The organism is Arthrobacter sp. B10-11, assembly GCF_033142195.1.
Lineage (GTDB): Bacteria > Actinomycetota > Actinomycetes > Actinomycetales > Micrococcaceae > Arthrobacter > Arthrobacter oryzae_C.
Genome location: NZ_JAWMTH010000002.1, coordinates 827,504 through 850,351, shown reverse-complemented (window position 1 = coordinate 850,351; position 22,848 = coordinate 827,504). Strand labels below are relative to the sequence as shown.

18 protein-coding genes and 1 pseudogene are annotated in these 22,848 nt (G+C 65.5%); 9 read left to right on the top strand and 10 right to left on the bottom strand.

Annotated elements, in window-relative coordinates; all coding sequences use genetic code 11:
* Positions 1-12 precede the first annotated feature (12 nt).
* The 4 genes from RW112_RS09600 to RW112_RS09585 form a co-directional block, all read right to left on the bottom strand.
* Positions 13-1,695: an ABC-F family ATP-binding cassette domain-containing protein gene (locus RW112_RS09600; protein WP_317781518.1), complete on the bottom strand. Its 1,683-nt coding sequence runs from the start codon at positions 1,693-1,695 to the stop codon at positions 13-15.
* 46 nt (positions 1,696-1,741) lie between these two features.
* Positions 1,742-3,754 carry a penicillin-binding transpeptidase domain-containing protein gene (locus tag RW112_RS09595; RefSeq protein WP_317781516.1) on the bottom strand — a complete coding sequence of 671 codons (2,013 nt, stop codon included), beginning with the start codon at positions 3,752-3,754 and terminating at the stop codon, positions 1,742-1,744.
* An 85-nt stretch (positions 3,755-3,839) separates the two neighbouring features.
* On the bottom strand, positions 3,840-4,496 hold the full coding sequence (locus RW112_RS09590; protein WP_317781514.1) for a response regulator transcription factor: 657 nt from the start codon (positions 4,494-4,496) through the stop codon (positions 3,840-3,842).
* Positions 4,493-5,770 (bottom strand): sensor histidine kinase, encoded by a 1,278-nt coding sequence (locus RW112_RS09585; RefSeq protein ID WP_317781513.1) that lies wholly within the window; start codon positions 5,768-5,770, stop codon positions 4,493-4,495. The genes RW112_RS09590 and RW112_RS09585 overlap by 4 nt, the downstream gene beginning before the upstream one ends.
* Before the next feature lie 197 nt (positions 5,771-5,967).
* On the opposite strand from RW112_RS09585, the gene RW112_RS09580 reads away from it, so the two are divergent.
* Together RW112_RS09580 and RW112_RS09575 are read left to right on the top strand one after the other, a co-directional pair.
* Complete coding sequence (locus tag RW112_RS09580; protein ID WP_317781512.1) at positions 5,968-7,050, top strand: ABC transporter permease; 1,083 nt, start codon at positions 5,968-5,970, stop codon at positions 7,048-7,050.
* A gap of 43 nt (positions 7,051-7,093) precedes the next feature.
* Positions 7,094-7,807, top strand: a complete 714-nt coding sequence (locus tag RW112_RS09575) for an ABC transporter ATP-binding protein (RefSeq protein WP_317781511.1) — start codon at positions 7,094-7,096, stop codon at positions 7,805-7,807.
* On the opposite strand, the gene RW112_RS09570 is transcribed toward RW112_RS09575, so the two are convergent.
* Complete coding sequence (locus RW112_RS09570; RefSeq protein ID WP_317781510.1) at positions 7,768-8,172, bottom strand: helix-turn-helix domain-containing protein; 405 nt, start codon at positions 8,170-8,172, stop codon at positions 7,768-7,770. The genes RW112_RS09575 and RW112_RS09570 overlap by 40 nt on opposite strands.
* Before the next feature lie 78 nt (positions 8,173-8,250).
* Here RW112_RS09570 and RW112_RS09565 point away from each other — a divergent pair.
* Positions 8,251-8,355 (top strand): annotated as a pseudogene (locus RW112_RS09565) (NAD-dependent epimerase/dehydratase family protein); the annotation flags it as partial.
* A gap of 201 nt (positions 8,356-8,556) precedes the next feature.
* Here the strand turns inward: RW112_RS09565 and RW112_RS09560 are convergent.
* A complete protein-coding gene (locus tag RW112_RS09560) occupies positions 8,557-9,996 on the bottom strand; it encodes an NAD(P)/FAD-dependent oxidoreductase (RefSeq protein ID WP_317781508.1) in 1,440 nt (479 codons plus the stop codon).
* Entirely contained in the window at positions 9,989-11,458 is a 1,470-nt protein-coding gene (locus tag RW112_RS09555; RefSeq protein WP_317781507.1) for a glycosyltransferase family 87 protein, read from the bottom strand. The genes RW112_RS09560 and RW112_RS09555 overlap by 8 nt, the downstream gene beginning before the upstream one ends.
* 180 nt (positions 11,459-11,638) lie before the next feature.
* Between RW112_RS09555 and RW112_RS09550 the strand changes: the two genes are divergently transcribed.
* Positions 11,639-13,162 carry a glycosyltransferase family 39 protein gene (locus RW112_RS09550; RefSeq protein ID WP_317781505.1) on the top strand — a complete coding sequence of 508 codons (1,524 nt, stop codon included), beginning with the start codon at positions 11,639-11,641 and terminating at the stop codon, positions 13,160-13,162.
* Positions 13,163-13,352: 190 nt separating this feature from the next.
* On the opposite strand, the gene RW112_RS09545 is transcribed toward RW112_RS09550, so the two are convergent.
* The 3 genes from RW112_RS09545 to RW112_RS09535 form a co-directional block, all read right to left on the bottom strand.
* Positions 13,353-13,496 carry a hypothetical protein gene (locus RW112_RS09545; protein ID WP_305942909.1) on the bottom strand — a complete coding sequence of 48 codons (144 nt, stop codon included), beginning with the start codon at positions 13,494-13,496 and terminating at the stop codon, positions 13,353-13,355.
* 695 nt (positions 13,497-14,191) lie between these two features.
* Positions 14,192-14,776, bottom strand: a complete 585-nt coding sequence (locus RW112_RS09540) for a histidine phosphatase family protein (protein ID WP_305942910.1) — start codon at positions 14,774-14,776, stop codon at positions 14,192-14,194.
* Complete coding sequence (locus RW112_RS09535) at positions 14,777-16,267, bottom strand: CCA tRNA nucleotidyltransferase (protein ID WP_317781502.1); 1,491 nt, start codon at positions 16,265-16,267, stop codon at positions 14,777-14,779. It lies immediately after the preceding gene.
* A gap of 208 nt (positions 16,268-16,475) precedes the next feature.
* On the opposite strand from RW112_RS09535, the gene RW112_RS09530 reads away from it, so the two are divergent.
* From RW112_RS09530 to trxA, 5 genes are all read left to right on the top strand, one after another.
* The gene (locus RW112_RS09530; protein WP_305942912.1) at positions 16,476-16,976 is read left to right on the top strand and encodes an NUDIX hydrolase; all 501 of its coding nucleotides are present in this window, start codon (positions 16,476-16,478) and stop codon (positions 16,974-16,976) included.
* Between the two features lie 6 nt (positions 16,977-16,982).
* The gene (murJ, locus tag RW112_RS09525) at positions 16,983-19,043 is read left to right on the top strand and encodes a murein biosynthesis integral membrane protein MurJ (RefSeq protein WP_317781500.1); all 2,061 of its coding nucleotides are present in this window, start codon (positions 16,983-16,985) and stop codon (positions 19,041-19,043) included.
* A gap of 168 nt (positions 19,044-19,211) precedes the next feature.
* Positions 19,212-20,861 (top strand): ABC transporter substrate-binding protein, encoded by a 1,650-nt coding sequence (locus tag RW112_RS09520; RefSeq protein ID WP_317781499.1) that lies wholly within the window; start codon positions 19,212-19,214, stop codon positions 20,859-20,861.
* 172 nt (positions 20,862-21,033) lie between these two features.
* Positions 21,034-21,990, top strand: coding sequence for a thioredoxin-disulfide reductase (gene trxB / locus RW112_RS09515; protein WP_317781498.1), 957 nt, complete (start codon positions 21,034-21,036; stop codon positions 21,988-21,990).
* 36 nt (positions 21,991-22,026) lie between these two features.
* Positions 22,027-22,353, top strand: coding sequence for a thioredoxin (gene trxA, locus RW112_RS09510; protein ID WP_214955833.1), 327 nt, complete (start codon positions 22,027-22,029; stop codon positions 22,351-22,353).
* Positions 22,354-22,848 lie beyond the last annotated feature (495 nt).

Sequence of the window (22,848 nt, the reverse complement as noted above, 5' to 3'; positions counted from 1 at the left end):
CGTGTCCCGCCGTTAGCGGGCGCGCTCCACCCGCTTCTCATCCCAGACCGGTTCCGCGGATTCATACACCCTGCCGTCGGAGCCGAAGACCAGGAAGCGGTCGAAGGTCCGGGCGAACCAGCGGTCGTGGGTGACAGCCAGGACCGTCCCCTCGAAGTGGTCGATGGCGCGCTCCAGGGCCTCGGCCGAGTGCAGGTCCAGGTTGTCGGTGGGCTCGTCGAGGAGCAGCAGCGTGGCACCGGAGAGCTGCAGCAGCAGGATCTGGAAACGCGCCTGCTGCCCGCCGGAGAGGGACTCGTACTTCTGCTCCGACTGTGCGGCCAATCCGTAGCCGTCCAGGGCACCGGCAGCGGCCTCGCGTCCCAGCCCGGAGCGGTGCTCGTCGCCGCGGTGCAAAATTTCCAGCAGGGTCTTGCCCAGCAGATCCGGACGGACGTGCGTCTGTGCGAAGAATCCGGGCCGGATGCGGGCGCCGAGTTTCACGGTGCCTTCATGTGGCACTTCTGCGATGTCGACGTCGGACACCGGCAGGTGCTCCCGCTCCGGATCCGTTCCCCCGGTGGCCAGCAGGCGCAGGAAGTGGCTCTTGCCGGAGCCGTTAGAGCCCAGCACGCCCACACGGTCGCCGAACCACACTTCGGTGGAGAACGGCTTCATCAGCCCGGTCAGCTCCAGCTTTTCGGCAACAATCGCGCGCTTGGCGGTACGGCCGCCCTTCAGCCGCATCTGCACGTTCTGTTCGATCGGCAGTGCCTCGGGCGGGCCGGCTTCCAGGAACTTCGCCAGCCGGGTCTGGGCGGCGTGGTACCGGTTGGCCATGTCGGAGCGGAACGCAGCCTTGTTCTTGTACATGTTGACGAGTTCCTTGAGCTTTACGTGCTCCTCGTCCCAGCGTTTGCGCAGCTCCTCGAAGCGGGCGTTGCGGTCCGCGCGGGCGTCGACGTAGGAGCCGAAGCCGCCGCCGTGGATCCACGCACCGGCGCCGTTGATGCCCGGTTCAAGGGTCACGATGCGGCCTGCGGCGTTGTTCAGCAGCTCACGGTCGTGGCTGATGAAGAACACGGTCTTCCTGGACTCGTTGAGCTTGGCCTCGAGCCAGCGCTTGCCCGGCACGTCAAGGTAGTTGTCCGGTTCGTCGAGGAGCAGGAGTTCGTCGGGGCCGGCGAACAGTGCCTCCAGCACCAGCCGCTTTTGCTCGCCGCCGGAAAGGCTCGACGCCGGGCGGTGCTGCGCGCGGTCGAACGGAAGTCCCAGCGCTGCCATGCAGACTTCGTCCCAGACGGTCTCGACGTCATAGCCTCCGGCGTCTCCCCAGTCCACGATCGCCTGGGCATACTGCATCTGGGTGGGCTCGTCGTCGTGCTCCATCATGGCCAGCTCGGCGTCGTCGACGGCACGAGCGGCGGCGGCCAGGGCCGGCGGGGCGGCGGACACCAGGAGGTCGCGGACAGTGGAATCATCCCGGACCTGGCCCACGAACTGTCGCATGATGCCCATGTTGCCGGACCGGCCGATCACGCCTTCATCGGGGACCAGGTCGCCGGAAATGATGCGGAACAGCGTGGTTTTGCCTGTTCCGTTGGGTCCGATCAGCGCAGTCTTGGTGCCGTCCGGGACCTTGAAGGTCACCCCGTTCAGCAGCTGGGTGCCGTCGGAGAGGAAGTAGTCGATGCCGGAAACGTCAATATGGGCCACGTATTCAATCTTCCCACGGCTGCCCGTGCAGGAGTTTTACTCCGGGCTAACCCGCTGCGACCAGGAACTCCTTGAGCAGCGGACCGGATGTTGTGGCTCCCAGGCCCCCTTCTTCGACAAAGACGGCCACGGCGAGGTCGCCGTGTACGGCCACGATCCAGGCATGCGTCTTCGGCGGGTTCTCCGTGCCGAATTCAGCCGTGCCTGTCTTGGCCCCCACGGGTTCCCCCGGCACGGAGGCCAGGAACCCTGCGTGCCCGGAAGTGACCACGGCCCGCATCATGTCCGCCAGGGCGGCGGCCTCCGCTGCCGTGACCGGCTTCTCCGCGGCCTTCGCGGGGGCAGGAGCAGTGGAGGACAACGACGGCGCCGTTCCCTCCGCCGTCGCGGTTCCGGACCCTTCCGTGGCTGCCGTTCCAGTGGCAGAGCCGTTGCCGGCGTCGGCGTCGGCGTTCAGCACGAGAGTGGGCGACACGGGGGAGCCCTTGGCCACGGATCCGGCCATCACCGCAGCCGCCAGCGGGGAGAGCAGCACCTTGCCTTGTCCGATCATGGACGCGGCGTGCTCGGTGCCCTCGGCCTCCCCCGGCACTGACCCGAGGAACGCGTCTGCCCCGAGCGCCGGCGCCTCGACCGCAACGCCGAGAGAGGTGGCCGCGGATTCAAGCTGGGCCTGGCTGACGGACTCGCGGGCTGCGATGAACGCAGTGTTGCAGGAGTGCGCGAACGCGTCCCTCAGGGTGACGGATCCCAGCGAGCCTTCCGGATAGCCCTCGGCGTTCTTGAACGTTCGTCCGTCCACGGTGAGCGTCGGCGTGCATTCGACTTTCGAATCCGGCGTCAGGCCGTTGCGGATCATGGCCAGCGCGTCCACCATCTTGAAGGTCGAGCCGGGAGCGTACTGGCCCAGCAGCGCCGTGTTGTAGCCGTTGCTGCCCGGTCCCGAGGCTGCGGCGAGGACGGCGCCGCTGGAGGGGCGCAGGGCAACGATGGCAGATGCCGGGCCGACATCCGCCAGGACGTCTTCGGCGAGCTGCTGCAGCTTCGGGTCCAGCGTGGTCTTCACCGGGGTTCCCGGCTTCATCTCAACCTGGAACAGGATCCGGCGGCCCTGGTTCGGCAACGCCTGCTTCTCCTCGGCGGTGAGGCCTTCCTTGACGGCAAAGACCTGGACGCCGTTGGTGCCGCGGAGCTGAGCGTCGTACTGCTGCTGGAGCCCGCCGGTGCCGGTGGTGTCCCCGGCCTTGAGCGCCCCGCCTGATTTTTCGATCTGTTCGGCATTTGCCTCGGCGGCCGTGCCCAGGAGAGCGCGGGCGAAAGTCCGGGTAAGTGCCAGCGGCAGGAGGTCGGGGACGGACCGGGCGCCGGGAATCTGGGCGATCTGCTCGTCCGTGACGGTCCGGCCGTCCTGGCGCAGCGTGATGGCGGCGACGAATGCCTCGGGGCCGGCCGCCTCGACCTGCTGCGTGTAGGCGGCCGGATCCACCCCCACCAGCTGGGCGAGTTTCGTAGCGGACGCGGCGGGGTCGGCGGACACCAGGCGCGGCTTGTCGATGCCGACGTACACCACGGGCCGGTAGGTGACGAGTTTCGCGTCGCCGGCACCCAGGATTTCCGCCCGCTGCGGGGACTGGTTCGCGGTTCCAATGACTTCACCGTCGGCCAACTCAGGGGCCAGCAAGGCGGGCGTCCACACGGTCAGCCATTTGTCACCGGACTTCTTCAGCTCAGCAGAGGCGGTGTATTTCCACTCGCCGGAGCCGATCTTCCAGCTGTAGTTCAGCGGAACGGTTGCGGTGTCTTTCTCCAGTTTCAGCTCTCCGGCCTCGACCGCCGGCTTGGCGGGATCGAGCGCCTGGAACACTTCCTTCAGCTGTTCGTTGGCTGCTGCGGCATCCTTGCCCTCGAAGGCGACGGACCCGACGTCCAGCGCCGCGACCCCGGCAGCGAGCTGCTTCGCGGCGTCCTGCGCGCCGGCACGGCCGTCGTCGCAGGCCACCAGCGATCCGCCGATAATGAGTCCGACAAGGGCAAGCGAAAGTTTCTGAAAGTTCCCCACGGCGCCATTATGCCCGCAAGCCCGGACAAAGTACTTGTCACATGGCGGCCGGCGTCAATCAGGACGTCGATCAGGCCAACGTCTGTCAGGCGGGGCGGATGATCCGGCGCTGCGTTGCCACTGAAATCGCGGCAGTGCGGTTGTCCACGCCGAGTTTCCCGTAGATGTGCACCAGGTGGGTCTTGACGGTGGCTTCGGAGATGAAGAGCTGGCGGGCGATGGCACGGTTCGGCAGTCCGGTAGCGAGGAGCTGCAGCAACTGGATTTCCCGGGCCGACAGTGCCGGTTCCGGATCGCGGATCCTGCCCATCAGCCGCGCGGCAACCTCCGGAGCAAGCGCCGTCCCGCCGGCGGCTGCGGAGAGCACGGCCTGGCGGATGTGCTCGGGCGGCGCATCCTTGAGCATGTACCCGCTTGCCCCGGCTTCGACGGCGGCGAGGATATCGGCGTCGGAATCATAGGTGGTGAGGATCAGCACCGGCGGGGCGGGCGTGCCTGCCTCACCGGCCTTGATCTTTCGCGTGGCGGTGACGCCGTCCATGCCTGTGCCCATCTGCAGGTCCATGAGGACCACGTCCACGGGCTCGCCGAGGGTGCGGAGCCGGGACAGCTGGGCCAGCGCGTCGGCGCCGTCGCCGGCTTCGGCGGCCACCGTGATGCCCTCGAAGTCGCTGAGCATGGCACGGAGCCCGGCGCGGACCACGGGGTGGTCGTCCACCAGCAGGATACGGACTCCGGTCATTGCGGTTCCTGACTGTCCACCAGCGGGAGCCGGATGGCCACCACCGTTCCCTCGCCCGGGGCGGACTCGATGTCCAGCGTTCCGGAGAGCGCCGCCACGCGTTCCCGCAGGGATTGGAGGCCATAACCGGAACCGTCCTTTCGCTGGGGACCGCCCCCTGCCCCCGCCGCCTCCGGGCGGAACCCGACGCCGTCGTCGTAAATATCCATGGCCACTTCGGTGTCCATAAAGGACAGGGTCACGACGGCGGTGCTTGCCTTCGCGTGGACCCAGACGTTCGCAAGGCTCGCCTGTGCTGCGCGGAGGAGGGTGGTGGAGTACGGGTTGGGTAGCTCGACGGGGGTGCCTTCGAGGTCGAAGCGGCACCGCAGCCCTGCCCCGCGGGCCGCCGCCTCGGCCTCGGTCTTTTCGCAGAGCCGGCGGAGGCTGCCGGCGAGGGACACGTGCTCGAGCTCCGGGGATTGCAGGCCGCGGACGAAGTTGCGTGCCTCGGCGAGGTTGGCGGACGCCGTCTCCTGAACGGTCCGGAGCCTGGCCCGGGCCGTGTGCGTGTCGCCGTTGTCGAGGGCTTTTTCGGCCGAGCGGCCCATCAGCACAATGCTGGAAAAGCCCTGGGCCAGGGTGTCGTGGATTTCGCGGGCCAGCCGCGCCCGCTCGGTCAGCGTTCCGGCGTCGTGCTGGCTGCGGGCGAGTTCCCCGCGTGTGCGGCGCAATTCCTCGGCTGCAAGCCGCTGGTTCTCCGCTTCGAGGTAGAGCGCCCGGTAGGCAAGGCCGGTGACCACGGCGAAGGCCGCGCCGAAGACCGGCCCCAGGACCATCGGCAGCTCCAGGCCTTGGCCTGCTGCCCCCCGGTTGTGGAACCAGAGCGCCACCACCACCAGCGCCGTGGACGTCGCAATCACGGGCAGCGCCACGCGCCGGGGAAGCACGTGCAGTTGGAGGAAGAACAGCGGAAAGGCCAGCCAGACGAAGTCCGCACTGGACCAGATCAGCACCAGCCACAGGACCGAGACGGCACCGAGCCACCATTTGGCATAGGGCCGCGGATCAAAGCGGTTCGTGTCAGTGGAGTGGCGCTTCTCCAGGACGGTGCCGGTGAGGTAGACGGCGGCGAGCAGTGCGGCGAGGACCAGCGGCAGCCAGCCGGACGGCGCCGGAGCGGCCATCAGGACGCGGGCCATGGCCACCGCCAGCAGGACGGCGAAGCCGACGTGGAGGCAGGTCCTCAGGAGCCGCAGGATTATGGCGGAACCGCTGGGTTCACCCTGTATCAACGCGTGCCTCGCATCAACCCAGCGTATCCTCCGGAGCCCCTGTTTCCGGGCGAAACGAGGCAGGCCGGCCGGAGATCAACCATTTGGTTGATCCGCTGCTGCACCCCCTGTCTGCAGACGGCCCACCGGGCGGCCGATGTGCGTTGTGGCGTACGGCGGAAGAGTGGAAAGGAGCCACCTCCCACGAAAGGAACCCCGTGTTTCTCGCCATTCGCGATCTCCGCTTTGCCAAAGGACGCTTCGCCCTCATGGCATCCGTCATCGCCCTGATCACCCTCCTGCTTGTCATGCTCTCGGGGCTGACGGCAGGCCTCGGAAACCAGTCGACGTCGGCCATCGCCGGGCTGCCGGCCGACCAGATCGTGTTCGGCGCCCCCGCGGGGACTCCGGCCAAGGCATCCTTCACGGAATCCGAGGTGACCCGGGACCACGTGGCAGCCTGGTCCGGACAGGAAGGCGTGTCCGGTGTAGAGGTGCTCGGCATCAGCCAGGTCCGTGCGCAGGCCGCCGGAACATCCGGCGCGCCCGGAGGCTCGGCGAACGTGGCTGTCTTTGGAGGTGGCAGCGGACTGTCCGCTGCGGACGACGGAACCGTCGTTGTCGGCGAGACCCTCGCCGCGGATCTGCACCTCAGCCGCGGCAGCCTCCTGGATGTGGGCGGCACTGAACTTGCAGTTGTGGACATCGTTCCCGACCAGTGGTATTCACACACGGGTGTCGTCTGGACATCGCTGGACGACTGGCGGCAGCTGGCCCGCTCAGGCAGCGAATCTGTCGGCACCGTGCTGGCAGTAACGTTCGACGCCGGTTCACAGGTTGACGTGGACGCTGCCAATGCGGCGGCCGGATCAGTCAGCGCCACCAGGGACGGTTCCTTCCAGGCCCTGGGGTCCTTCAAAAGTGAAAACGGGTCGCTGGTGCTGATGCAGGCCTTCCTCTACGGCATCTCTGCCCTCGTCATCGTCGCGTTCCTGACGGTGTGGACCGTCCAGCGCACCCGTGACATCGCCGTGGTCAAGGCAATGGGCGGGTCCGCGGGCTACGTGCTCCGGGACGCGTTGGGGCAGGCCGCCGTGGTCCTGGCCGCCGGCACCATCGCCGGCGGCGGACTGGGCCTGGCGGGCGGCTTCTTCGCTTCCCGGGCTGCCCCGTTCCTGCTCACCCCGGCCACCACGCTGGTACCCATGGCCGGCATCCTGCTCCTGGGCCTCGGAGGAGCGGCGGTGGCGGTCCGCGGCGTCACCCGGGTGGACCCGCTGCTTGCTCTCGGTGGCAACTAATTCTTAACCTTCACGGCCCTACATTCCTCGAAAGGAATATTCAATGAATGCTCCGCTCAACCTCGTCAACGTGACCCTCGAATACCCGGACGGAGGCACCAGCCTCAAGGCCCTGGACCGGGTCAGCCTGGCGCTCGGCGCCGGCGAATTCCTCGCGTTGGTGGGCCCCTCGGGTTCCGGAAAATCCTCCTTGCTGGCAGTTGCCGCGGCGCTCATCCGTCCCACGTCTGGTGTGGTGAGCATCGACGGGCATGAAGCCACTGGCCTGCCGGACGCCGAGCTGACGGCGCTGCGGAGGAAGAGGATCGGCATCATTTTCCAGCAACCGAATCTCCTCCCGTCCCTGACGGCGTTGGAACAGCTGCTCCTGGCGGACCACCTGCGCGGCAAGCCGTTGGCTGCTGCCCGCCGCCGTGCAGCGGAGCTCCTGGACGTCGTCGGACTCGGGCCGGTGCAGGACAAACGCCCGCATCAGCTCTCCGGCGGGCAACGTCAGCGCGTCAACATTGCGCGCGCCCTGATGGGCCTGCCGAAGGTACTGCTCGTAGATGAACCGACGGCGGCCCTTGACCAGGAACGAAGCGGCGGCATCGTCCGGCTGCTGCGCGAGGTCACGGACGAATTCAGCGTGGCCACGGTGATGGTTACCCACGACACGGAATTCGTCCCGCTGACAGATGCCGTAGCCAGCATGCGCGACGGGCGGCTCTCGGCTCTTCAGCCCTCCGGCAACGCCGCTTCCCGGGCGTCGTCGTAGGCATCCCTGGCGTCCAGGATGCTGGGGACATTCGATTCGGCCCATTCCCGGAGGACTGAGAGCGGGCGGAGCAGGGACAGGCCCAGACCGGTCAACTCGTAGTCGACCCGGGGAGGGACTTGGGCATAGACGGTCCGGGTGACCAGGCCGTCCCGTTCCAGCGTCCTCAGTGTCTGGGTCAGGACTTTGGGCGTGATGACGTGGACGTGTTGGCGCAGTTCGGAGAATCGCACGGGTCCGTTGGCCAGCACCTGCACCACCAGGGACGCCCATTTGTCTCCGATCCGCTGGAAAACAACCCGGGACGGGCACTGCGGATCCATGATGTCGGCACCGGCCGTGGCGGCAGTCAGAACGGTATCCATTCAACCCCTCGTTTCTTCTGGCTCCTAGGTATCCTCAAGATACTATGAGCTCCTACGGTACCCAATATGAGGGACGGCGTGAAAATCGCGGTGTACGGCGCCACCGGGATGGTGGGCGCCCAGATCGTCAAGGAATCACTGCAGCGCGGCCACGAAGTCACGGCTGTTTCACGGTCTGGCGCATGAAAGCAGCCTTCGAAAGCGCCGGATCGACGCGCCTGGTGGTGGTGGGAGGGGCCGGCGGGCTCGTCCATCACCATCCCCGACTTCGCCGTGGCGCTTCTCGACGAGCTGGAATCACCGGCCCACCGCCGGACGCGCTTCACGGTGGCGAACCCGGACATGGGCACGGACACCGCCGCGGGTCCCCACTGAGGAGGTGCGCTACAGGCCCAGTTCCGGCAACGGAAGCCCGAATATGTCCCTGAGGGCATATCTTGCGGCGTGGAAGCCTGGCATGCCGGTAACCCCGGGCCCCGGGGGTGTCGAGGAGGAACACAAGTACACACCGGCAATTGGCGTCCGCCAGGGCACGGGGCTGATCACTGGCCGCTGGATCAGTCCGCGGAGGTCCATGAGTCCTGCAGCGAAGTCGCCGCCGACGTAGTTCTGGTTGTACTCCGCCAGGCCGGCCGCCGTCGTCACGTGCACTTGCATCACAATGTCCCGGAATCCCGGCGCAAAACGTTCCAGCTGCGCCGTCACAGCCTCGGCCATATCCACCGTTGACCCGGCCGGCACATGGCAGTAGGTCCAGAGGATGTGCCGGCCTCCCGGGGCGCGGGAATCATCGAAGCGCGACGGCTGGGACACCAGGACGTAGGGCCGTTCCGGGTGCTTTCCCGCGGCCACCTGGTTTTCGGCATGGGCCATCTCGGCCCGGGTGCCGCCCACATGGACAGTTCCGGCGTCGGCCAGTCCTGCCGCAGCCCATGGAACGGGCCCGGACAGGATGAAGTCCACTTTGCAGGCGGCATTTCCAAACCGGAACGAAGCCAGGGACCGGCGGTATCCGGCCGGCAGCCTGTCCCCGCCCAGCCTGAGCAGTGCCGGCGGGGCAATATCCAGGAGTGTCGCCTTGGCTGCCGGCAGCTCCGCCAGTGACTCGATCCGCCGCCCGGTTTCCACCGTCCCGCCGTGCGCTTCAATGTCACGGACCATGGCACGGGCGATCGACGCCGAACCGCCGACCGGAATGGGCCAGCCCTGCGCATGGGCCAGGGTCCCGAGCATCAGCCCGGCCCCGGCGGGTGCCAGCGACGGCAGCCCTCCCACGGAATGGGCGGCAACGCCGGTGAGGAGGGCCGGTGCCAGCTCGTCCCTGAACCTTGCGTTCCACGCCGGAGAACCCTGCTCCAGTGCCCGCAGACCGAACAGGACTGCGGCAAGGGGGTCGCGGGGGATCCGGAGCAGCTGGTTGAGGGTGAAATCCGCAACGCCGGCGGCCCGGCGCACGAGGGGCGCCATCAGGCGGCGGTAGGCGGGACCGTCCCGTCCGAGCCCTGCGGCAGTGCGGTCCAGCGAACGGTACGCCAGGGCCGCCCGGCCGCCGTCCAGCGGCGAGCCGAACGAGAGCTCCGGCGTGATGAGATCGATGCGCCGCGACAGCTCGAAGGCCTGGAAGAACGGTGAGGCAAGGGCCATCGGCTGGACTGCCGAGCAAATGTCGTGAAGATGGCCGGGCTGCATCAGCTCCGATGTGCGCAGGCCACCGCCCGGGCTGGCCGCCGCCTCGAACACATGAACCTCAAGGCCGGCGCGGGCCATCGTCACCGCAGCGGCCAGGCCGTTGGGCCCCGAACCGACGACGGCAACGTCAGGCATCGCTGGCCGTCCGCCGCCAGGGGAGTACTGAAGCCGCGGGGTCTCCCGGGTTGATCCGCAACCGGTCCCGTGCGCCGTCGAACGGCCCGCCCTGCGGATCATCCATGGCGTGCCGGCGGATGACGTCGTAGCCCGGGTCCCAGATATCCCAGCCCACGCGGACCATCAGGTACGCCGTGGCGATCATGTGCAGGCCCACCGCCAGTACGTAGTAGGGCATATCGATATTGTGCTGCGTCGGGCCGCCGCTGGTCACCTGTCCGAGGTACATCCACACGGCCGCCCAGTGCATGCCCTCTATGCCTTGCCAGATGAGGAAGTCACGCCAGCGCGGGCGAGCCAGGGCAAGGAGGGGGATGAGCCAGATGACGAACTGGGGTGAGTACACCTTGTTGGTCAGGATAAACGCCGCCACGATCAGGAACGCCAGCTGGGCCAGCCTGGGGCGGCGCGGTGCCGTCAGCGCCAGCACGGCGATGAGAACGCAGCTGATGAGGAACAGGTTGAGCGCGAGGGTGTTGATCGCTTCAGGTCCCAGGGCAGGCCATTGCAGGCGCCCGGCCACCAGGTTGTAGGCGAACCAGGGGGAGCTGTAGCCGGCCGGGCGGTCCTCCGTGAATTGGTAGAAGTACTTCCAGCCCGAGGGGTTCATGGCGGCAATCGGGAGGTTCACGGCCAGCCAGGCCGCGGCGGCCGCTGCAGCGGTAACCAGCAGGGGTCTGATCTTTCCGGACCGGAGCGCCAGCAGGAGAATGGCCCCGAACACGAGCACGGGGTACAGCTTGGTGGCCGTGCCCAAACCGATGAACACCCCGGCCAGCACCAGCCGGTTGCGGGAGAAGAAATACATGCCGACGGCGAGCAGGCCCACCGCCCACATGTCCCAGTTGATCACTCCTGCCAAGACGATGCCGGGAGCTACGGCCACCATGGCGGCGTCCCACGGCCGGCGGCGGCTCATGCGGGCCGTCGCGAGTACCGTGACGACCCAGACGGCGGCGATGAGGGTGGCGTTGACGTCAAAGTAGCCCAGAATGCGCGCGTCGGTGGCACCTTCTCCGGGGACCATCATGGCCGTCAGGCCGGCGATGATGCCCATCAGGACGGGATATTCGAAGAAGCTGCCTTCGCTGAAGAAGGGGAAGGTGCCGTCGCCAAGCCCGCGGTTGCGGAAGAGTTCCGGGAAATCCGAGTAGCAGGTGGAATAGAACTGGCCCGGTGAATCCCAGCCGTTTGCGCGGCAGTAGTTCTTGGCCACGATGCTTGCCAGGGCAGCCAGCACCGTGAGGATGATGAGGACGCGTTCAACGGTGAAGATCCCGGGTGAGACGATGCCCGGCGCTGCCCGGTGTCCCATGGGGCCGCCGATCAGCTCGGTGAAGTTCCTGAGCAGGAGATCACTTCGGCTGGGGATAACCAGGCGGGACCGTTTTCGGTGGGCCGGCGGCATTGTCTCCTGCATCCCTCGAGCTTACCGTCGCCCCCTGTAGTATCGGGCCCCGCCGTCCGGGGACGGTGTATCGTCAAACGTGTGCGCCGTGTGGATCTTTCCCACGATGGCCCCTTCCGCTCTTTCGTTCAGGAGCAGACTCGAGGTCGGTCTGTTCCGCCGCAACCATCAGGCCTCAGGGGGCATCCTGTTGTGAATCAGCTTTCCCGCGTCCGCGACCGGCAGCGCCTACGGCAGGCTGCGCCGTCGGACGGTGCGCAGCTTCCCTGGGCGGGCCGGTGGCCGGCGCCTGCCGGCATTGGAGTGCTGGCCCTCCTCATCGCGTTTGTCGGTTCCTGGAATCCGTCTTTCTGGGACGACGAAATAGCCACGATTTCGGCAGCCGGACGTTCGCCGGCCGACCTGGTGGAACTGTTGCGGTCAGTGGATGCCGTTCACGGCTTTTACTACTTCTTCATGCATGCCTGGACGTCTGTTTTCGGGTTCTCCGAAGTGGCCATGCGCTTGCCTTCGGCGCTGGCCGTGGGGCTCGCCTGCGCCGGAACCGTCATCATTGGACGAAAACTCGGCTCGGAGTCCATCGGCGTTGCCTCCGGACTGGTCCTGGCCGTTCTTCCACGCATGGTGTGGGCAGGAACGGAGGCCCGGCAGTCCGCGTTCACCGCGCTGTTGGCCGTGGGGCTCACCCTTCTGCTCATCAGGGCCTGGGAATCGAACCGCCCCATCGACTGGGTGCTGTACGGCCTCTGTGCGGTGGCCGGCGTGTGCATGTTCATGTTCTTTGCGCTGGCCGTCGCCTCGCACGCCTTGGCCGCCATCATCCTTCGCAAGCGGCCCCTCGCGGTGCTCATCACGTGTGCGGCAGCCGGGGCGGCCGTCCTGCCCTTTCTGCTCTTTGCCATGACCCAAAAAGCCCAGGTCGAATGGATCCAGAACCGCTCGCTGCTGGAAAACCTCACGATTGCCGCCGTCAAGCAGTTCTTCTATGGGGACGACCGTCCCACGGGCAATCTCCCGCCGCAGTGGGTTCTCGCTTTTGTCCTGGTCCTCGGCCTCACCCAGGTCGGCCTCGTCGCCTGGGGGCTGTGGTCTGTGCGCAGCATGTCCTCCTACCGTCCCCTGGTGGTCCTCAGCCTGACGGGCGTGGCGCTTCCCATGCTTGGCCTTCTCCTGGTGAGTGTGGCCCTGCAGCCCGTTTATGTTGCCCGCTACCTGACATTCACGGCTCCGCTGTTCGCCCTTCTGGTGGGCCTGGGCCTTGACCGGCTCCGCGCAGGCCGCAGGTGGCTCCTGCCGATCGCCGCCACCCTGGTTGTCCTGGGCAGCCTCGTTCCCCAGCTCACGATCAAGAGCTTCGTTAACGAACCAGTGGACACAGAACGGCAGATTGCAGGCCTGATCGCCTCGCAAACAAGCAAGCCGGCCAGCATCGTGTACCTCCACCCCGAACTGCGGGACATGGCCCTTGCCTATCCGCAGGATTTCCGGCTCATCACCGACCTTTCGCTTGCTGAAAGCCCGGCGGATTCGGGCACCCTCTGGGGCACGAATGCAGCAGTCACGGCTGACCAGCTGAGGAGCCGCGGAGACGTCTGGTTCGTTGGTGCCGGGGGCGGAGCTCCCAATGATCTGTCCGCCTTCGAAGCGGCGGGATGCCGGCAGACGCAGAACGTGACCTTCCAGCGGATGGCCCTGATCTCGTTCACCTGCCCCTGACGGGACGTCAACCTGGCGTCCGCTCACATCCCGGCGGAACCGCGCCAACAAAAAGCCCACGCGTCGCCGCGTGGGCTTTTTGTGGAGATATTCCTTGTGCCTGGATGTCGGTTGTCGCCACCGGGTCCTCCTCGATATTTCCGTTGCCGGCTGCAGCGCGGCGTGGACAGGACGGAGAGAAGGTCCCGGGTCAGCGGATGACGCCGCCCATCTGGTGCAGTACGACGTACACGTCTTCACGGTTCTGGTCGAGGAGCTGGCCGTTGAACAGCGTCCTGTCCTTCAGGGCCGGCTGCCAGCCGAGGCGTAGAACCCTCGCAAGCCTTTTCATCATGGGTACCTCCTCTCGCGGTGTTGCCGGGCGGCGTGTTTGCCGGTGGTCTGTTTGCCGGCGTCGGTCACGGTCGGCCTGTTGCGCGGTGCTGGCGGTGATGCTCACTCTGGTTCCTTTGATGGTGTTTTCGCCCGAAATTGGGCACGACAAATAGAGCCGCTAATTTGAAAGAATTAATTGCGGTAATTAGGGCATAGGAATGCCCGGTGAATATGCCCCGGTTATTAAATCCAAAGCAAGGGGTGGATTTCGCCAGGCGAAGGGTGGCCCCGGACGCAGCAACGCCGCTCTCCCCAACAAGAAGCCGGGTTCCGAACTATGGGGGTGTTGCGTCACCGCGAGGGGGCCGCGTGGACAGCCGACCGCCGGTAGCTTCCCCGATAGGGAAGGCGGTCACCGTGGGTTCCGGCTGCAAAAGCCGGAAATCAGCAGGTTAGGAGGCAGTCACTCCGCGAAAAGGGCGCGAGGCAGCAACGGAGGCCGGGGTGGCGGTGATGGTCATCTTCCATCCGCTAGTCAAAGTAATCATTTTCCCAACCTCCTTTTCTGCTATGCCGCTGAGCAGTTGACTAACTGAGCAGCGCGCGCCGACGACCCTGGCAAATCGCACTGGAGTCAGGAATAAAATTACACTACCCAAAGGGCATTTGACTACTGAATTTAGAAGATTCCCCGAAGTATTTTATAAATCGTCTTTATAGTCCCCAGCGGACCACTGCGGGGGTTTTCTTGTCCCAGCCCAGCGTGCAGACTTTCGCTGTCCCCAGGATGAAATGCCGGCCTTCGTGCGGATCCAGTCCCAGCCAGCGCGCAGTCAGGATCCTGGAGAAGTGTCCGTGGGCCACAATGAGCACGTTGTCCAGTCCGGATTCCAGCACCCGGGCCACTATTTTGTCCGCCCGGCCGGCTACTTCCTCCAACGCTTCGCCGTTGGGGACGCCGTGGGTCCAGATCAGGTACTCCGGGTTGTCCTTGCGGATCAGGTCGGAGCTGATCCCTTCGTAGTCGCCGTAGTTCCATTCCACGGCGAGGGGTTCCTGTTCGGCGTCGGGAAAACCCGCCAGCTCCGCCGTCCGGCGTGCCCGCCGCAGCGGTGAGGTCAACACCAGGTCGAAGTCGACGGCGTCAAGGACCTTCCGTGCCTCAACGGACTGCTGCTCGCCCTCCACCGTCAGGGGAAGATCGGTGAGCCCGGTGTACTGGCCGCTCTTGGACCATTCGGTTTCGCCGTGGCGCAGGATCCAGAGCTGGGGGCGGGCGTTGCTGTTCAGTGAAACCACTTAGGACTCCTCGGTAGTGGAAAGTTCGACGCCGGCGGCTGGCTGGGGTTCGGCGGCCTCGGGCTGCTGCGCCCACCACTCGCGCAGCCTGGCCTCAGCCACGTCGCGGTCGAGCGGGCCGTGCTCCATGCGCTGGTCAAGCAGGAATTTATAGGCCTTGCCCACCACCGGCCCCGGCTTCAGTCCCAGCAGGGCCATGATCTGGCCCCCGTCCAGGTCCGGCCGGACCGCTTCGAGCGATTCCTGCTCCCGCAATGACGCGATGCGTGCTTCAAGATCGTCATAGGCGAAGGACAGCCGGTCCGCCTTGCGCTGGTTGCGGGTTGTCACATCGGACCGGGTCAGCCGGTGCAGCCGCTCCAGGACGGGTCCGGCGTCCGTCACATAGCGGCGAACCGCGGAGTCGCTCCAGCCGGCCTCCCCATAGCCGTAGAAACGCATGTGCAACTCGACCAGGCGTGCCACGGCCTTGATGGTGTCGTTGTCGAAGCGGAGGGCCTTCATCCGTTTCTTGGTCAGTTTGGAGCCCACCATGTCGTGATGGCGGAAGCTCACCGCACCGCCCGGTTCAAAACGGCGCGTGGCCGGCTTGCCGACGTCGTGCATGAGCGCTGCAAAGCGCAGGACAAAATCGGGGCCGGGCACGGCGCCGTCGGAATCCGTTTCGAGGGCTGCGGCCTGCTCCAGCACCTGGAGGGAGTGCTGGTAAACATCCTTGTGGCGGTGGTGTTCGTCGGCTTCCAGGCGCAGCGCGGACACCTCCGGCAGGACGAATTCGGCCAAGCCGGTGTCCACCAGGAGGTCAATGCCCACCCGCGGGTGCGTGCCGCAGATGAGCTTCACCAGTTCCTCGCGGATGCGCTCCGCCGAAATGATGGTGATCCGTTCCGCCATCTGCTCCATTGCCTGCTTAACGTCCTCGCGAACCGCCACGCCAAGCTGCGAGGCAAAGCGGGCCGCCCGCATCATGCGCAGCGGGTCATCGGAAAAGGACGTCTCCGGCGCGCCGGGAGTAGCCAGCACGGAGGCATGGAGGTCGCGGACACCGCCGAACGGGTCCACGAGCTCCATCGAGGGCAGCCGCAGCGCCATGGCGTTGATGGTGAAGTCCCGGCGCAGGAGGTCATCCGTCAGCGACGACCCGAAGGCCACCATGGGCTTCCGCGACTCGGGATCATACGCTTCGGCGCGGTAGGTGGTGATTTCAATCTGGAAGCCTGACTTCCGCATCCCGATGGTGCCGAATGCCCTGCCGATTTCCCAGAAGTTGTCCGCCCACTTACGGATCAACGCGAGGGTCTGCTCCGGCGTGGCGTCCGTGGTGAAGTCAAGGTCAGGGGAGAGCCTGCCGAGGAAGAGGTCACGCACAGGCCCGCCCACCAGCGACAATTCATGTCCGGCGTCGACGAAGCGCTGCCCGAGCTCAAGGACCACCGGGTCCACCTTGAAATCGACGGTGTGCGGGTCGGACTTTTGATGTGCGTGCGCCATAGTTACTTAAGCTTGTCAGAAAACCACGCCAACAAGCACCAATAGCGGCCGCCGAACCGCGCCGTTACGCCGGTGGTTCGGGAATCCACGTCACACGCAGTCCACTTTCTTGTCATGTTCCGGTCATCAGGAACGGGCAAGAGTCGTTAGAGTGGACTTCATGGCCCATCCCGTACCGAGTGCTCCTGGCAGGAGGACAAACCCACCGTTGCCGTCGGCAATCGGTGCCCATGTCGCGCCCGCCCCGCACCCGGGGCCTGCCTCGCTGCCCACCGTCGAGGAAATCTCCGCCGGCGGCGTTGTTGTTGATACGTCCGACGGCGAACTCAGGGTTGCGATCATCGCCCGCCTTAACCGCGGAGGCCGCCTCGAATGGTGCCTCCCGAAGGGCCACCCGGAGGGCAAGGAAAAGAACGAGGAAGCGGCCGTCCGCGAGATCGCCGAGGAAACCGGCATCAGCGGAAACATCCTGGCCCCGCTGGGCAGCATCGACTACTGGTTCACCGTCAGCGGGCACCGGGTCCACAAGACTGTGCACCACTACCTGCTCCGGGCCACGGGCGGCGAGCTGACCATCGAGAACGATCCCGACCAGGAGGCAGTGGATGTCGCCTGGGTGCCCATCCACGAGCTCGCCCGCAAGCTGTCCTTTCCGAATGAGCGCCGCATCGCCGACCTCGCCAGAGAAGTCCTGCCGGAACATCTCTGAGGTCCTGTGACTGAATCCAAAACTGTCCAGCAAGGCGAGGCCCGTTCCAGTGCGATCATGGCTGCCGGAACGCTGGTCTCCCGTTTCCTCGGCTTTGGCAAAACGTGGATGCTGGGGGCGGCCCTTGGCCTGGGCTCCACGGTCAATGACACGTTTATCAATGCCAACAACCTGCCGAACCTGATCTTCCTGCTGGTGGCCGGCGGCGTGTTCAACGCTGTCCTGGTTCCCCAGATCATCAAGGCCAGTAAAGCGCCGGACAGGGGATCGGACTACATCAGCCGGCTGCTCACGCTGGCTGTCCTGGTGCTTCTCACCCTGACGCTGCTGGTGACGCTCCTGGCTCCCTGGGTCATCGAACTCACCACCCAGGGATACTCGCCGGAACAGAAATCCCTCGCGGTCTCCTTTGCCTTCTGGTGCCTGCCCCAGATCTTCTTCTATGGCCTCTATGCCCTGCTGACGCAAGTACTGAACGCCAACGGGGCATTCGGGCCGGCCATGTGGGCTCCCATCCTGAACAACATCGTGGCCATCGCCGGGCTGGGCGTGTTCATCTGGATCCTCGGACCCAACCTCACGAATCCCCATACGCTGGACAACTGGGGACCCACCCAGACGTTCCTGGTGGCCGGATTCTCCACCATCGGTGTGGTTGCGCAGACGGCCATCCTGCTGATTCCGGTGTTCCGGCTCAAGCTGGGTCTCCGACCGAAGTTCGGGTGGCGCGGGGTGGGCCTGGGACAGGCAGCCAAACTCAGCGTGTGGACGCTGCTGACCGCCGCCGTCGGACAGCTGGCCTTCCTTTACGTCATGCGTATTGCCACCATTCCGGGTACCGAGCGGCTGCGGCTGGAACGGGCAGGGGATCCGGCGGCCGATTTCCTCCCGGGCAACGCCGTGCTGGAAGTGGCCAGCCAGCTGTACCTGCTGCCGCATTCCATCATCGCGCTCTCGCTGGCCACTGTGCTCTTTAACCGCATGACCCGCGCCTCCCAGGACGGTGACCGGGCCGGGCTGCGCGACGCCCTGTCCCACGGCCTCCGCACCATGGCGGTGGCCACGGTCTTCGGGGCACTGGCCCTGTTCGCGCTGGCCGGCCCGCTGGGCATGTTCTTCTCCGGTGGCAAGGTGCAGGACGGCGTGATGCTGGCCCAAACGCTCACCATCCTGGCCCTCAGCACCCCGTTCATGAGCGCCAATTTCATGATGTCCAGGGTCTTCTACGCCAATGAGGACGCCCGCACGCCGTTCTATATCCAATTGGTATTGGCGATCGTCAACGTCGTGGCGGCCTTCGCCATCCAGTTCCTGCCCTTCGACCAGATCATCTTTGCCATTGCCATCCTCTACACAGGCGGCAACATCCTCTCGGTGGTGGTGAGCGCGTTCTTCCTCCGCCGCCTGCTGGGACACCTGGATGGTCCCCGTGTTGCCAATTCCTATATACGGATGGGCTACGCAGCGCTCGGCTCCGCACTGGCGGGTGCCGGCGCGCTGTGGTTCATGGGCAGCTACAGTGCCGACGGTTTCGCCTGGAGCGGCAGGATCGAAGCCCTGGTGACCATCGTCGTCGTCGGTCCTGTGATGCTGGTGGCGTACCTGTTCCTGCTGAAGCTATTCCGCGTCACGGAACTGCGGGACCTGCTGCAACCGCTTCTCGGCCGGCTGGGCCGCAGCTCGGCTCCCACCGCACCGGCGGAAGCCGCCGGTGGCGCGGCTGGCGGCACCGGGCCGGCCACCGCTACTGGCCGGGAACGCACGACGCCGGAACGCGCCACCGTTTCCGTGGACACCGGCCTGATCCCCAGGATTTCCGGCGAATTCGACGCCGCCTCGTTCCGCGCGGGACCGCAGGTTGAGGAGCCAGCAGCCCGTGCCGAAGCGCAGCCAACCAATTCCCCGGGCGGTTACCTCCCGGCTGAAGACCAGCCCAGCACGGCACGGGGGAGCATCATGCGCGAGGAAATCCCGCTCCCGGGACGCCGGACCTTCCAGGGAACAGCCGGCCGGAACCCGTACTTCAGCAGGCGGTCCGATAGGGCCCGGCGCAGGAAGAAAAGGTGACATCACCCCGGTTTCCCTGTGCCTGTCTCCCGCGGCCGTCACACACCATCGGCTAGGATCAGAAGCTAACTAGGGTAGTAGTAACAGACCAGAAATTAACCGGCTAACCGGCGTATCCGCTTTGGCATGATTGAGGCGGCGATTCCCCGGACAGTCTAGGAGGAACCCGTGTCCCACCCGATCGATGTTGGATCAGTGCTCGGCGGCCGCTACAAGGTCACCGCCACCGTATTGACCTCACACGACCATGATCTGGTGCTGGACGGTGTTGACCAGGTCCTCAACCGTCCGGTGAGCATCCTGGTTGCGGGTCCTGACAACACGGAGCAGGTGGCCCAGAGCGCCCGCGAGGTTGCCACCGGGGAACGTCCCGGCCATGTGCAGATCCTGGACCTGGGCGTCAGCGAATCCACCACCTACCTGATCACCAACCACACGTCGGCTGCCGATCTCCTGGACCTCGTGGTTGCCTCCAATCCGCCGTATGTGGAGCCCTTTTTCACGGACACCCTGGGCAGCGAAATTTTCGGGCAGGCACGGTCCCACGAGCCGGAAACCTATGACGGCCAGTACGACGAAGAAGAAGTCGAAGCCGGTTACATCAATTACGGCAACAACCAGCAGGCCGGCCAGGACCGCAAAGCGTCGTCCCCGCCGGCAGTGCCCCCTGTGGTGCCGCCCCGTGCCGCACCCGTGCGCCCGGCGTCGGCCCCCTCCGTCGGCTCCTCCGGAGCCGGTACCGCCGGTTCACGCGGAGCCGGGGCTGGTTCTGGGGCTGGTGCAGCCGCTGCCGCTGCCGGAGCGGCAGGACTCGCTGCCGGAGCAGCAGCAGGCAAATCGGCCCTCGGGCCTACTACTGCACCGCAGGCGACCACCCCTCAAAGGGCCGTTCCGCTGCAGTCCGGTGCACAGCAGTCCGGTGCGCAGCAGTCCGGTGCCAACGGTGGGAAGAACACCGAAGCCATCAGTACCCAGGCCCCGGCCGCGGAATCGCCCAAAGTCTCCTTGTGGGCGAACGACGATGACCACTACCCGGAGGAAGAAGAACGCTCCACCGGGCCGGCCAGAACCGCCCGGGAGCGGATGGCAGCCACATTCCCGGCGTTCGCCGGCCGCGGCGGCGGCGATGAAACGGACGATTACTATGACGACGAAGAGCCTCCGGAGCGCGAGCCGCGGTCCATGCGCTGGCTCGTGGGAGGGCTGCTGGCTGCCGTACTGGTGGTGGGCCTGATCTTCGCCGTCTCCAATTTGGGAAGCCTGTTCAAGACCGAACCCCAGAGCAATCCCGTTCCGGGAACGACCAGCAGCTCCTCCGAGCCGCAGGCCAGTGGTGAGCCCTCGTCAACGCAGACTTCGGCGCCGGTGGCAGGTCCGCCGGCCGTTGAGGGCGTGTCCCGACTTGGCAACTTCGATTTTGCCGCCACCTACGACGGTGACCTGACGAAGACGTTCGACGGCAACGCGGCCAGCTACTGGTCCGACATGGAGTTCGCCACGGACAACTGGGGCGGCCTTGCTACCGATGTTTCCCTGGTGGTGAAGCTGAAGAGTCCGTCAAAGGTGTCCTCCATCACGCTCAACCAGCTGGGCGGCTCCGGGGGCAACATCAGCGTCCTGACGAACGACCGTCCGTCCATGGAAGGCGCCAAGCAGGTTGGCACCAACAGCTTCACGTCACCTGACCTGACCATGCCGCTTTCGGAGCCTGTCACGGCTCAGTATGTGATTGTGTCCATCAAGAACCTGCCCAAGCTGGCGGCACCGAAGACGCGATTCGGCTATGGCCTGCGCCTTGCCGAAATCAAGGTTCAGTAGCAGCAGACACCCGGTAACACGGAGCCCTCCAGACCAGCAAGGCGGTACCCTGAGTGGTGGCGCCTTGCTGGTCCACCTCGTTGCCCGGAATATTCAGGTTCAACAATCGGTTGTGCCATGTGGCCGGCCAGCAAAAGCAGGCGCATCGACTAAGGAAGAGGTTCACCGTACAGTGAGCACCGCAGAAAACACCGCGTCCCAGGTACGTGATGTCATCATCGTCGGCTCCGGCCCTGCAGGCTACACCGCCGCAGTCTATACGGCACGAGCCAACCTGAAGCCGCTGCTGCTTGCCGGTTCCGTCACTGCCGGCGGGGAACTGATGAACACTACCGATGTGGAGAACTATCCCGGGTTCCCTGAAGGCATCATGGGTCCTGACCTCATGGAGAACTTCGAAAAGCAGGCCGCCCGCTTCGGCACAGAGATCCAATTCGAGGACGTCACTGCGCTGGAACTCGAAGGCGAGATCAAGACGGTCACCATCGCCACGGGGGAGACCTTCCAGGCCCGCGCGATCATCCTGTCCACCGGATCGGCATACCGTGAGCTCGGGCTTCCCAACGAGAAGCGACTTTCAGGCCACGGCGTTAGCTGGTGTGCAACCTGCGACGGTTTCTTTTTCAAGGACCAGGACATCGCTGTCATCGGTGGCGGCGACTCCGCCATGGAGGAAGCACTGTTCCTCACGAAGTTCGCCAAGTCCGTCACCGTGGTTCACCGCCGCGACACCCTGCGGGCTTCCAAGATCATGGGCGACCGCGCCCAGGCGCACGAGAAGATTAACTTTGTGTGGAACACCGGCGTTGAGGATGTCATCGGGGGAGACAAGGTCACCGGCCTGAAGCTGAAGAACCTCGTGGACGGTACCGAGTCCGAACTGGCTGTAACCGGCGTCTTCGTTGCGATCGGAAACGATCCGCGCACCGAACTCGTCAAGGACACCTTGGACATTACCCCGGAGGGAACCATCGCCGTCGACGGCCGCAGTTCCAAGACGAGTGTGCCGGGTGTGTTTGCGGCCGGCGATGTTGTGGACCCCACGTACCGCCAGGCCATCACTGCCTCCGGCTCGGGCTGCGTTGCAGCCATCGACGTCGAGCACTACCTCGCAGACTTCCACGCCTAACAGCGCACTATTGATCCGAAGGGAAACAACAAGGTAATGAGCAACGCAAAAGACGTAACGGACGCAAGTTTCAGCACGGATGTACTGTCGGCCGACAAGCCGGTCATCGTGGACTTCTGGGCTGAATGGTGCGGCCCCTGCCGTAAACTCGGTCCCATCCTGGATGAGATTTCTGTCGAGTACAGCGAGAAGGTCAACGTGGTCAAGGTAAACGTTGATGACAACCCGGCGATCGCAGCGGAGTACGGCATCACCTCCATTCCTGCCGTCTACCTGTTCCAGGACGGCGAAGTGAAGAACACCGTTATCGGCGCCAAGCCGAAGCAGTTCTTCGAAAAGGAATTTGCTGACGTCCTCTCGTAGTTCGTAGACTGCCTGCCACTAGCGGTGGCCATCACCACACCACGGTGATGGCCACCGCTTTTTGTTTGTCCCGCGACGCCGTCTCAGCGCGTGGTCGTTGGTTACGCATGGTCGTTGGAGGGATGGGGCGGCCGGGAGCGGGGGAGAGCATAACTCGCCTAGCTTTTCCCCGACTGGGACTCCAGGGGTGTGAGCCCTTTCGATACCCAACTTCGCTGAGTTGTGGATTTCATCCATCTTCATCAGAAAGCCCTCCACGGTAGCCTGCCTCCGAACAGGGCTGGACTGGCCCTGCGCCAGGGCAATACAACGAATTCCCGGACTCTGAGGGCCATTAGTTCGCCTGGTTCATTGGTTCGGGGGACCAATGCCTCATCGGCACCGTTGCCAAGTACCGCTGAGAGGGAGGCTGCTACTCGTGGAAGGCCCCGGTGCGGTGGACACATGAGTGAGCCAACGCTTGTGTGCGCCTAGATCGGTGCAACTACCAACTAC

Coding starts and splice junctions, on each gene's coding strand:
- RW112_RS09590 (WP_317781514.1), bottom strand. CDS start 4,496: ATGACCGGAGTCCGTATCCTGCTGGTGGACGACCACCCCGTGGTCCGC.
- RW112_RS09535 (WP_317781502.1), bottom strand. CDS start 16,267: ATGGCGCACGCACATCAAAAGTCCGACCCGCACACCGTCGATTTCAAG.
- RW112_RS09545 (WP_305942909.1), bottom strand. CDS start 13,496: ATGATGAAAAGGCTTGCGAGGGTTCTACGCCTCGGCTGGCAGCCGGCC.
- RW112_RS09575 (WP_317781511.1), top strand. CDS start 7,094: ATGAATGCTCCGCTCAACCTCGTCAACGTGACCCTCGAATACCCGGAC.
- RW112_RS09560 (WP_317781508.1), bottom strand. CDS start 9,996: ATGCCTGACGTTGCCGTCGTCGGTTCGGGGCCCAACGGCCTGGCCGCT.
- trxA (WP_214955833.1), top strand. CDS start 22,027: ATGAGCAACGCAAAAGACGTAACGGACGCAAGTTTCAGCACGGATGTA.
- RW112_RS09570 (WP_317781510.1), bottom strand. CDS start 8,172: ATGGATACCGTTCTGACTGCCGCCACGGCCGGTGCCGACATCATGGAT.
- RW112_RS09555 (WP_317781507.1), bottom strand. CDS start 11,458: ATGCAGGAGACAATGCCGCCGGCCCACCGAAAACGGTCCCGCCTGGTT.